Genomic DNA, 12,492 nt, shown 5'->3' on the forward strand with positions numbered 1-12,492 from the left:
ATTTAGTTAATAATTAACTTTTCAGTTTTAGAAAAATTATCTGATGTAATATTCACAAAATAAATTCCTTTATTTAAGTCCGAAATTATTATTATTTCATCACTCTTAATATTATCTTTTGAAATTACAATTTTACCTGAAACATCAATAATATTGATTGAAATACCTGAAAGACTAGTTTCATTTTGAATCATAAAATATTCTGATGCAGGATTAGGATAAATAATCATTGCTTTTTTGTTATTGCTTTCAATACCTAAATTACATGCAATTGGATTACTATACTTTGCTATGAAAGTACCTGCTATGCCACTTGTAATGCTATTGGAAGTAATATTTAGAACTCCAGCTGCAGTAGGGTCAAAGTCTAAAGTATTTCTAAAACTACCAGAGATAAAAAGGTTATTATTATTGTCAATACTTATAGGTAAATATCCATTAAATTCTACAAATGTAGGAGTTCCAAGACCTGCAATTGGCATGACCCAATTGTAAGTACCACTGTTTTCGTACATCGCTATAAACACATCTGTATCGTTGATTTCGGTGGTAAGGTTACCTTGGTTTGCAACTGTGCTAAAATTACAATTTCCTGTGAATTCACCTGAGATAATAATACGATCACAAGCATCAATTTTCATATTTGCAATCGATGAATTTCCAGATGAAGCGCCAACTGGTTTTCCTATAGTATCTGCCCAAAGCAAGTTACCCCCATTGTCAAATTTTGCTAATGATGAGATATATTCAAAATTAGTATCTAAAGTTGTTGTTGTTGAAAAAGAAGCAACACCATTAAAAGAACTTGCCAAAACTAAATTATCATTACTATCTTTCTTTACAAGAGAATAAACAAAATCAGTATCACTATCTCCTTCCAAATGGTTAGTCCAAATTAGATTTCCTGAATTGTCAAATTTCGCAATAAATGAAGAGCTAATTGCTCCAAAAGAATTTGATAAAGAGGAAATAATTGTTTGACTAGAGGATGGATTGACATCTACATCCCCAACAAACTGACCTGAAATAAAGATATTATTATTGTTGTCTGTTTCTAATCCAGTAAGAAATACAGCACCATTCGTTAGAAATTGTTTTACCCATTGAAAATTTCCATTTTCATTAAGCGACAAAAGAAAACCATCATTATTAAAAGCCGTTAATAGATTCGATTGATTAACTGATGGATTAAAGTCAACTGTTAAATTAAAAAAACCAGTGATAAGAATGCTATTATTGGAAAATTTAATGGCGTATGTAAAAACATTATTTGTTTGTGCATCATTGAAATACTTTGTCCACTGCAATACTCCTGTATCATTCCATTTAGCAACAAAGAAACCTTTTGTCATGGTAAAACCAGTTAAATAAATATTATTATTATTGTCTAAACATATTGCAGTTGGGCGTTCTTCATTTAAACCGGTAAAACTCGGATCTATTAATGTTCTAACCCAAATAAGTTCTCCATTATTGTTATATTTAGCTAAGTAAATATCGGATTCTCCATTGGTGTCATTTAAAGTCCCTCCTTGATAGGTTAGTGATGAGACTCCTGCAACTGAAAGGTCAAAGTCTGCTGTGCCATGAAAGAAACCGGCTACATAAAGATTCCCTAAATTATCTGTCGCATTGGCTCTACACCAAACCCCTTGGTTATGTGCAGATTGAATATGCTTAGCAAATTGAACTTGAGGCGTTTGAGAGTAAATAGTTTTAAAAATAAATAATAATAGTATTACTAGAGGAAAATTAATTTTTTTCATAATTTCAATTTTTAAGTTATATATTTAAAATTTAAGCAATAGCGAAAATATTGATGGGTTTGTATTTTATGATTGCACAATAAAATCATATATGTGCCGTCTATAACTTTTATAAGGTTTTTTAGCCCTGCCGATTCTAATAATCATTTGAATTTTCTTGATTTCATTAGTTTTTGTTAATTTTTCAAACTCTTTTCTAATGTTATCCATTTCAGAATATTCTTGAATAACTTGATTTAATGGATGACAATAAAACCCGTTTTTAGCAAGTGAAAGACAAAACTGATAAAAATCTCTACCCACATTAATTTGATCTAACAATGTATTATTTGTGGTTGTAAAAAAAATAAAATCCCTTGAAGAATCTAGACTTTTATTAAAATTCGCAAGTCCTTTTTCAATAGTTAATTTATTATTCCAACTTTCTATTGTGTTTTTAGTAAAAGCCTTTGCAAAAAAAAGACTCAAGCCATTTAATCCATTAGCTTCAAATGTTAATCCATCACGCTGAATTTTTGCTTCATTTTTATTAAATCTAAACATTCTCCTTGTTTCTTCATTTGTTGATAAAGTATTAAATTCTATTTGCATGGCTTTACTAAAAAAACTTTTATAATTTTCAATTTCTTTAGAATCCTTGAAATATGCAATTTGAGAATAAAAAATATTACAATTTTGCTTTACCATTTCAAAATCTTCTTTTGAAAAACTATCACTATAATATATAGAACGATTAGTTTTGCGTTGAAAAATATAATCAAACAATGGATGCTTGAGTAATGATTTATTTTGAGTTAATTTAATTAAAGCAACAGGTTTTTTTCCAATATCTTCATGCTTATATAAATCATTAGGAAATAAAGTTATCTCTGATTCAAAACCAATACCAATACTTCCAATTGCAAGTGCTTCAATAAAACATCCACAACTAATATGAATTTGTCTAACTGAGGGATCTGTTTTGGGTAGTAATTTTGTTTCATCAACATAAAGAAGCCCCTCTAAAGGATTAATAATCTCAAATTTCCATGGCTGTGTATTATGAGCACTAGGAGCATTTAAACCAATCGTGAAAGCTTTAATTATAGGTATATTTAATAATTTGTAATCATCTCTTTTCTCTTTATCATCTATAACAACATCATTTATTTCTTCACTTATGCTTGAATTAAATGACAATAAAGTAGTCGCAGTAAAAAACATTCCATAGATTTCAATAAATTTCCTTCTATCCATAACTTTTAACCATTTATAAAAAGTAAATTTAATTTAGTAGTTTGCTACTGCACTGAACAATTGTTAAGAAATTAACTTACAATAGTTTTTCTCAATCTGCTTAGATGCTGTGGAGTTATTCCGAGGTATGAAGCTAAATACTTTAATGGGACCTTTTTAATCAAAATTGGGTTATTTTTAAGCATATCCTGATAACGCTCTTCAGCGTTTTTGTTCAGAAAAAGAAAGATTCTTTTTTCCATATTTAAAGCAATTTTTTCTATTGCTTTCCTTCCAAGTTCTTGTGTATTTGGCAACTCTTGATATAACTTTTCCAAATCAATTTTTGAGATTACTAATAATTCCGTAGTAACAATTGCTTGAATATTTTCAATTGATCTAATTTCTTTTGAAAAACTAGCGAGTGATGTTACAAATTCAGTTTCAAGTGAAAAATAACAAGTTATTTCCTCTCCATTCTCATTAGTATAGTAAATCCTCAACAATCCAGATTTTAAATAGACAACATGACTGCAGTAATTTCCTGATTTTAAAAAAAAATTTTTTTTTTTAAAATCATAGGTTTAAAAAATGTTAACATATAATCTAAATCATCATCCGAAATAGAAATCAAAGCCTGAATTGTTGTTCTAAGTGATGCGTTCATATTTTATAGATATTCTTTTTAACATTAGCATTCATTGCAAAAAAACTCCTAAAAAGATTTTTTTAGTGTTTATAAGCAAATAAACATAATAAATACCTTCGATTTATTGACTTCATTAAAATATTTAGCAATACAATTACATAATAAAAAATATTATTTATCTCGTTCCATGAGGTAAATATTTTTACACTCATTTTATAATTCAAAATATTAAAACTCTCGTTTTGCTTATAAATTTATTTGTTAAAACAACTATTTGTTAAATCCCTACAAACAACAAAAAAATTTAATTTAATTTGATTAAAATTTATCAACCATTAACGTTTATAAATCATTATAAGTTAATTAATGATTTTTTTAATTATTGATACACCCTCCATAGAAGTTATTTCAATAATTAAAGGCTCGTTAGTTAAAAATAAATTGAAATCAGTCATAGTAGATTGAATGTTTTTATTGTGTAATAATAAACGACCACGCATATCAAAAATTTTTATAGAATCAATAATTGTTTTCCCAGAATCAATAACCCAATTTAAGTTTGATTTATAAATTATTACAGACTCGCTTGTAAAGTTATTATTATCAAGACTTAAAGCATTATTATATCTTAAAATAAATCTATTATCAATTAATCCAGGCTGTGTAGTAAAATTGTAATCTCCTGAATTTAAATCATGAATTACATTTAAATAAACATCTTCCAAGTATATGCTTTCGTCTACAAAAAAGGGATCAAAATGATCTAATGAAATTTTATAAACCCCAGCTGTATTAACTTTAAAACCTAAAGGCACTATATCTGTATTATTAAAAGGCAGTGATTTGGTTTGGATTTTAAGTTTATAATTAGGTATCAAACTAAAAAAGTCAATCTCAGAATCTTGATTATTGATTATAGCTTCATATTGTTCATCGAAATCATTAGATGTGTTTGCAGCATATGCTATTAGTTGTTGTGTAAACAACCCTTGATCATTACTTAAATTCAACCATACTTTATAGTTTTCAATAATTTGAGAAACGGCTGGATTATTATTAATAGTTTCTCTGTAAAAGGTATTGTTATGTCCAGCAATTCGATGGCTATTTTTAAAAGTAATTATGCCTCCTGAACCATAACTTTCTGTGAAAAAGCCTTGACCAGCACTTACATATCGACTTGGAGATTGACCGCCTGAAATTGCAGGATAACCCGTACCAACACCAGCCCCTAAAAAGGCATTGTAAATAGCATAATCATCAGTAGTGTATAAGTTATTTGTAATAGGCGTATTATGGGTCCAAAAGTAAAAGTTAGCTTTTACTTTTGAATTATTATCATTGTAGAAAGCTTCTATATCTATAGTGCTAGGGTATGGATTACTGATTAAATTTTCATCATTTGTTCCCGTTGTTGTAACTTCTAAATTTATTTCGCCGTTGTTTGGAACACCACTGAAAACCCCTTGCCAAAAAGAACCAATACTAAAGCCATTATAACCATTTCGAGCTCTTGTAATATAACCTTTACCGGGAATCATATTTGTAGTGGCGGTTTCAATTTGCCATCCATTGATTGTATTGTAACTATAAAATGTGTCAGCTAAATTTGAACCCATCCAAATACTTCCCAAAGAATGATTTGACATTGGAGAACCCCAATAAACAAAATCATAATTATTAAAAATTGAAGATGTATTTCTCTTATAAGTAATATTACCTACATTTATAGAATTATTAATTTGAATAAGTGAGGCATCGTTTTCAAATATTAAATTTCCAGAATTGACTTTAAGGTCATTTTGAATAATTAAGTTATGTCCCGAGTTTATAACAACATTCCCAAAAACAATTTGAGCCGAACAAACTTCAATATTATTCAGTGATGAATAGTTCCCATTAAAAATAACTTTTTTCGTAGAATCCGGCTCACCATTACTCCAAAAATTTCCATCCCAAACAGTTACATTTAGATTAACTTGAATAGTTGCAGTAGCACAATTTGAAGGGTTGTTATTTTCACATATACTATAAACTAGAATATATTGATTTAAATATAAATCGTTAGTGATTGTTATATTACCTGTTAAAGCATCAATAGAAATGTTAGGATTTGCACCAGATATTATACTTACAGTTACATTATTTGGCATCAAAGAGGCTCCATTTAATGTATCGTTTGAAAATATGTTACCTATTAAACCTGTTGTACTGCAAGATGGGCTATATGTGTCGTCCACGGCATTTATTACAGGCGCAGTAACATTAATAGTCACAGTAGCTTGGTCACAATTTAGAGGGTTTAATATATCACAAATACTATACGTTAAAGTATAAGTCCCTTGAGGAGTTCCTGCAGCTACAAGAACACTAGTTCCAGATAAAGTAATTCCTGAATTTGTAGATGAAACAAATGAAAGATTTACTTGTGAAGCAACAATAGCGTTCCCATTTAATTTGTCATTTTGAAGAATATTTGAAATTGAAGTTCCTCCAACAAAACCATTGATAGCAATACCTGTATCATCTACTGCTTTAATGCCTTCTTTTAAACAAAGAGTAAAAGTCCCCCAAGAAGTATCACTTCGTGAATCAACAGAAATATAGTAGGTGTTTCCTGGAATTAGATTAGAACTCTCAACACTAACATCTGGTCCGTTTACTGAAGTTGCATATGTCTGACTTGCTATTTCAGTTATTCCATCTGATTGCCAAAGAGCCATTTGCGTGTAAAATTGAGTACCTGTTACAGTGCCAATATCGACGATTATATTCATATGTGCCGTTGAAGCAGTAAATTTAAACCAACGGTTAAACTTTGGGCCAGAATTATTCCAATTACTTCCAGCCAATTTATCAGGAGATCCTCCTACAGTAGTATAACTTGCGTTAGGAGAACAACTATTTATAAAACTTGTAACATCAATAGCACCTTCATAGAAATCATAATCTATATTGCTTTGTAAACAAAGCGTGAAAGAACCCATAGTGCTTGAATCAAAAGTATCAACAGAAATATAATACGTGCTTCCTGGTGTTAAACCAAAAGCTCCAATCGAAACATCCTCTCCATTACCTGCATATCTTTTACTATTTATTTGAGTGATACCATCCAATTGCCAAATTGCAATTTGTGTTCTAGATTGAGTTCCTTTTGCACCACCAATGTCAACAGTTACATTTATTTGACCTGTTGAAGGTGCTGTAAACTTAAACCATCTATTGAAACGAGGACCGGAATTATTCCAAACACTTCCAGCTAATCTGTCTGGAGTAGCCCCTGCAGTAGCATATATAGCATTTGCAGAGCAACTATTAATTATACTTGTTACATCAATAGCACCTTCGTAGAAGTCATAGTCAACAGTGCTTTGTAAACATAAAGTAAAAGTTCCGAAAGAAGTATCACTTTGTGAATCTACCGAAATGTAATAAGTATTACCTGGTATTAAACCAATATAGTTTATTTTGACATCATCATTTGGACCAGCATACCTTTGGCTTGCTATTTCACTTAGCCCATTTGATTGCCAAAGAGCTAATTGTGTTCTAGTTTGAGTACCATTTACACTACCAATATCAACAGTTATATTTATTTGACCCGTACTTGGTGCTATAAATTTGAACCATCTATTATATTTAGGAGCAATACTCCAATTACTTCCAGCTAGTTTATCAGGAGATCCACCTACTGTAGTATAGCTTGCGTTAGGAGAACAACTATTTATAAAACTTGTAACATCAATAGCACCTTCATAGAAATCATAATCTATATTGCTTTGTAAACAAAGCGTGAAAGAACCCATAGTACTAAAATCAAAAGAATCAACAGAAATATAATAGGTATTTCCTGGTGTCAAACCAAAAGCTCCAATCGAAACATCCTCTCCATTACCTGCATATCTTTTACTATTTATTTGAGTGATACCATCCAATTGCCAAATTGCAATTTGTGTTCTAGATTGAGTTCCTTTTACACCACCAATGTCAACAGTTATATTTATTTGACCTGTTGAAGGTGCTGTAAACTTAAACCATCTATTAAAACGAGGACCTGAATTATTCCAAACACTTCCGGCTAACTTATCAGCAGTACCGCCAACAGTTGTGTAAGCGGCATTTGGCGAACAACTATTTATAAAACTTGTAACATCAATAGCACCTTCATAGAAATCATAGTCAATAGTGCTTTGTAAACATAAAGTAAAAGATCCTAATGTACTCGCATCAAAAGCGTCAACAGAAATATAATAGGTGTTTCCTGGTGTTAATACTAATGACCCTATAGAAACATCCTCTCCAGTCTGGGCAAAGCATTTACTTGTAACTTCAGTAAGCCCATCAGCTTGCCATATAGCAATTTGGGTTTTTGTTTGGGTACCTTTTCCACTACCAACATCAATTGTAGCATTTATTTGTCCTGTGGCAGGAGCAATAAACTTAAACCAAACATTATACTTTGGCCCTGAATTATTCCAATAAACCCCCGCTATTTTATCAGGCGTTCCGCCAGAAGTAGTGTAAGCCGCATTTGATGAACAACTATTTATAAGTGATGTAACATCAATAGCATTCGCATAATTGTCATTTAAAGGCTGTCCAAAGGCAGAAAAAACCAAAAAAAACAATATGAAATTGAAGTAAAAATGAATATTGGTACGCATAATTTTTTAATTAAAGTTTAAAAAAGCTAACACTTTACAAATTTTAAACTTATATACAAATTAATAAATACCTATAAATATGTAATTTTTAACCCGTTGGCTGTAAATATTTTTATACAATTACACCCAACGGGTAATTTTTACTCTTTACAGAAAGTAAACTAACTCAAATAATCTCATTTTTTATTTTTTCTATAACTAATTTCATTTTTCTAAAATAATTATAAGAAAATCATAACATAATTTTTTTTGTAAATATGCTACCGTTTTGACTAAATATTTTTACTAAAACTACTTGGTCTGTGGCTTTGATTGCGTCTGTTTGAAAATTAGAGTTATTAATATCTCCTTTTTCATAAATTACCCGACCTTGTATATCAGAAACTATTACTTTACTTATTAAACTTATATTGCTTTTTATAAACAATGTTTCATAATTCATATATAATAAAACATTGTTTTCATTTAAAAATAAATCTGAACTTAATTGTGGTTCTTTATAAACAATCTTAAAACGGTTATCAAAAGTCCCAACATCACTAGTAAAAGTGTAACTATTATTTTTTATATTGGTAATGGTTTCTAGCTGAAGATCTTTTATGAAAATATCTTGACTGCCATCAAATAGTCCGTCAACATCATATATTGAAATTGTAAAAACACCGGCTTCCGAAGCTTTAAAACCAAGAGAAACTTCATCATCAATTAAAAATGGCAAAGCTCTTCCTTGAATTGTATAATTAGAATTATTTAATACACTATAAAGATAACTTCCTGCACTTCCAAAACTTAAACCATCAAATCCGTTATCAATATCATTTGTAGCACCAGCTGCATAGCCTACTAAAATAGTATTTAATGGATTTGTAGGGTTGGATAAATTTAACCAAATTCTATGCCTTTCTATATTGTATTCTGTTGAGGATATGGAAGATGTTGAACTCGTTCTGAAAAATTGATTGTCCGAATTACCTATACGCATTGAATTAGTAAAAGATAAATCTCCCAATTGTGTTGCCTTAACAAAAAAACCTTGTCCAACTTGAATTATACCATTTGGAATAACTGGACTACTCCCCGTTCCTCCTGACCCTACAGATGCAGGAGTGCCACCCATTCCAGGATTCCATGTTGCATAATTAGTACCTGATGGAAAAACACCCACTGAATTCATAGATAGTGTATGCGCATAAAAATATAGTGTACCCGTAATTTTATCACTATTAGCACTAATAAATGTACTTCCATCAATTGTTGATGGATAAGGATTGCCAACACCATTATAACCAACAGTTGAAACTGAATATAATATATTACCATTATTTGGCGTTCCCACAAAACTACCACTCCACTCAGAAGGATTAGTGCCCCAATTGTTCGGCGCACGAATACCAATTGCTTTCGCAAGTGGAAAAGTAGAAGTCATGCCAATAGGCGAAAAACTATTAGAAACTGTATTGTAAACATAGAACCTATTCGATAATGTTTGTGGTGAAAACTGTTGAAGAGTTTGCTGACCTGTTACCGGAGTTGACCATAAAGTATGATCTAGTCTAACAATAGGAGCAGAATTTCGATTCACAATAATATTCCCACTATTTGTTACATCATTTATTTGAATTAAATTAGCATTGTTTTCAACTATTAAACTTGAACCAGAATCAACACTTAAGTTGTTAACAATCGTTAAATCAATCCCCGAACCTACAATTACATTTGCTGAATTATTAATATGACAGCTACATGCTATTAAATCAGAAGTTAGTATTTTGTCTTCTGAAAAAATGATATCCTTAGTCGAATCCGGCTCACCATTACTCCAAAAATTTCCATCCCAAACTGAACTTCCTCCAATTAAAATTTCAACAACATTAGAATAAGCAATGGGCACACAAATCCCACTTTCAACTACAGCTCTAAAATAGGTGTTACTTGTCAAATTTCCAATTTCAACTCCTGTTAAGGAATTAGTTGTATTTATAATATCTGTGACATTTGAAGAAAAATCAATATTAGTAGATTTTTGCCATTTAATAACAGATCCTGAATTACCAGTTAAATTCAAATCATTTGGCTTTGTACCAAAACAGATTGTTTGATTTGAAGACGCATTACCTCCAAATGCTATTTCGGATGAATAGACTGCTGTTATATCCTTTCGTATATAATTATTTGAAATAGCTGTTGCTGTATTAGTAACATAAATTTTATTAATATTATTATTTCTAAAATCCCATCGATAATTAATTGTAGGCCAATTTTGAATAGATCTTAAATCTAAACTACTTAAAAAATTATTTGAACAGTCTATTACATAAAATATTGAACTTGAACATAAATTCAAACTTGTCAATTGATTATTTTTACAATTTAAACCTAATAAATTTGGACAAAAAGTTAAATCTAAACTTGTTAAAAAATTATTTTGGCATTGTAAATTATTTAAATTAGTTAACTGACTTACATCTAATTCTGTTAATAGATTATCACCACAGCTTACTGATTCTAATTGACTTAATCCATTAAAATTCAAATTACTTATTTGGTTATTTTCACATCCAAAAGCACCTAAATTAACTAATGTACTAATATCAATAGTACTTAAATTATTGCCCCCAAGACCTAAATAAGCTAATGTAGTAAGGTGACTTACATCAATAGAGTCAAAATTATTATCCCCTAATTGTAAATCTATTAAACTTGTTAATCCACTCAAATTAATATCTGCCAAATTATTTCCATAAAGTTCTAACATCTGTAAATTTGAAAGACCCGAAACATTAATGCTTGTCAACAAATTATTAGTTATAAAAACCAATTCTAAATTAGTTAACATACTTAAATCAACTTCTGTAACTAAATTATCTTCACAAAATAAAGCCTTTAAACTAATAAAATCTTGTATCCCTTCCAAACTAGAAATTCCATAAAATTGAAGATTTAATTCTTCAATAGTATTAATCTCATCAGTTAAAATTTGATGATCAATAATTGGATTTGAATCAAATCCAAAATCAATAAGTGCCTGCTCAAAATTTTCATCTGGAATAAATGTATATTCTTGAGCTATTGAAGTATGAGAAATTAATAGAAAAAGAATAATTCTAAAAAAAAGAGTCGACGGTTTTACTTTTTTACTTAAAAAGTTTAATAATTTCATTTATTTAACAATCTTTAAAATTTATACTAAAAAACATATTTAAATATGGAAATTTTTATTAAATTAAATCTTCTAATTCAAAAAAATATAAAATCAATTAAAACTTACTTTATACTTCAAATAATTGATATTGCAAATTTTGACATATAATTAAGATTATAAAATAACTATAAATATGTATTTTTACTTATAAATATGTATTTTAAAACTTATTTTTGTAATTTAGGCTAATCTTTAGTTTATTTATTCTAATATAAATTTAATTATGACTGATTTATTCAATGAATATTTAAAAATGCGTACAAAAATATTGAAACAAGGAAGTTTAATTTTAGAAAAAGAATTAAAGGAAAATCTAGAAACTAAACTTGTTAATATTTTTACAGTTGGTGAATATTATTATACCATTTGCAATCTGGAAGAAGGTGTTTTTGAATATGTTCATCCTTCTATAACAAATATTTTAGGTTTTGATAATGATAACTTAAGTTACGAGTTTTTTTTTAAAAGAATTCATCCTGACGATGTTGGATATTTTTTAGATTTTGAACAAAAAGTAGTTGATTTTTTTACTTCCTTACCAGCAGATGAAGTACCGAAATACAAAACTAGATTTGATTTTAGAATTCAAAAACTTGACGGAGAATACATTAGAATTTTACATCAAGCTATACCAATTCAATGCAAAGATGATGGTGGTGTTATTAGAACTTTAGTTGTACATACCGATATTTCAAACTTAAAAACAACAAATAAATCAAAATTATCTTTTATTGGACTTGAAGGAGTTCAATCCTATATTGATGTTTCAGTTGATTCTTTTTTTAGTGTTTCAAAAATTAAATTAACCAAAAGAGAAAAAGAAATTTTAATTTTGCTTGCTAATGGTAAAAGCAGTATTAATATTTCTAAAGAACTATATTTAAGCAAATACACTATCGATAAACATCGTAATAATATGCTTTTGAAATTTGGAACAAATAATATAACTGAACTCATTTCAATAGCAATAAACGAAGGTTGGATTTAAATTAACAA

Annotated in this window: 5 protein-coding genes and 1 pseudogene; 1 reads left to right on the top strand and 5 read right to left on the bottom strand. The window is 29.0% G+C overall.

All coding sequences use genetic code 11. The annotated features are described in order from the left end of the window. Positions 1-2: 2 nt before the first annotated feature. The 5 genes and pseudogenes from RSE15_RS06335 to RSE15_RS06355 all read right to left on the bottom strand — a co-directional run bounded on the left by RSE15_RS06335 (position 3) and on the right by RSE15_RS06355 (position 11,454). Positions 3-1,766, bottom strand: coding sequence for a T9SS type A sorting domain-containing protein (locus RSE15_RS06335; protein WP_324070261.1), 1,764 nt, complete (start codon positions 1,764-1,766; stop codon positions 3-5). Between the two features lie 66 nt (positions 1,767-1,832). Next, positions 1,833-3,002, bottom strand: a complete 1,170-nt coding sequence (locus tag RSE15_RS06340; protein WP_324070263.1) for an Acg family FMN-binding oxidoreductase — start codon at positions 3,000-3,002, stop codon at positions 1,833-1,835. A 71-nt stretch (positions 3,003-3,073) separates the two neighbouring features. Further along, positions 3,074-3,496, bottom strand: a pseudogene (locus RSE15_RS06345) (Crp/Fnr family transcriptional regulator); the annotation flags it as partial. Between the two features lie 493 nt (positions 3,497-3,989). Continuing rightward, positions 3,990-8,294: a RemA C-terminal-like gliding motility protein gene (locus RSE15_RS06350; RefSeq protein ID WP_324070266.1), complete on the bottom strand. Its 4,305-nt coding sequence runs from the start codon at positions 8,292-8,294 to the stop codon at positions 3,990-3,992. A gap of 232 nt (positions 8,295-8,526) precedes the next feature. Continuing rightward, positions 8,527-11,454, bottom strand: coding sequence for a RemA C-terminal-like gliding motility protein (locus tag RSE15_RS06355; RefSeq protein ID WP_324070268.1), 2,928 nt, complete (start codon positions 11,452-11,454; stop codon positions 8,527-8,529). A gap of 295 nt (positions 11,455-11,749) precedes the next feature. Between RSE15_RS06355 and RSE15_RS06360 the strand changes: the two genes are divergently transcribed. Beyond that, positions 11,750-12,484: a LuxR C-terminal-related transcriptional regulator gene (locus tag RSE15_RS06360; RefSeq protein WP_324070270.1), complete on the top strand. Its 735-nt coding sequence runs from the start codon at positions 11,750-11,752 to the stop codon at positions 12,482-12,484. Positions 12,485-12,492: the final 8 nt, after the last annotated feature.

The sequence above is a fragment of the Flavobacterium sp. genome (assembly GCF_035195345.1).
Lineage (GTDB): Bacteria > Bacteroidota > Bacteroidia > Flavobacteriales > Flavobacteriaceae > Flavobacterium.